Here is a 410-nt window from a genome sequence, read left to right on the forward strand (position 1 = left end):
GCGTCCCTGCCTCGTTGGCCGGCAAGACGGTGACCGCGATCTCGGCCGGGGTGTTCCACAGCCTGGCGCTGACCTCCGACGGCCAGGTCGCCGCCTGGGGCCGCAACGACTTCGGCGAGTCGAGGATCCACCCGTCGCTGACCGGCAAGACGGTCACCGCCGTCGCGTCCGGATTCTCCTGGAGCACGGTGATCACGCAGGCGGCGGCGCCGGCGGTGACCTCGTCGCCGACGTCGGTGAACATCCAGCCCGGGGCCACGGTGTCGTTCACCGCCGCCGCGACCGGCAGCCCGGCGCCGACCGTCCAGTGGCAGCGCGCCGATCCCGGCGGCGCCTTCGCCGACGTCCAGGGCGCCACCACCGGCACGTACACGTTCGCGCCGACCGGCGGCGACGACGGCGCCACGTTC

General features: G+C 74.4%; 1 pseudogene. It reads left to right on the plus strand.

Features of this window, described 5'->3' with window-relative positions:
• Positions 1–14: 14 nt before the first annotated feature.
• A pseudogene (locus I6F37_RS42350) lies at positions 15–410 on the plus strand (hypothetical protein); the annotation flags it as partial.

The organism is Bradyrhizobium sp. NBAIM08 (genome assembly GCF_020193935.1).
Taxonomy (GTDB): Bacteria; Pseudomonadota; Alphaproteobacteria; order Rhizobiales; family Xanthobacteraceae; genus Bradyrhizobium; species Bradyrhizobium yuanmingense.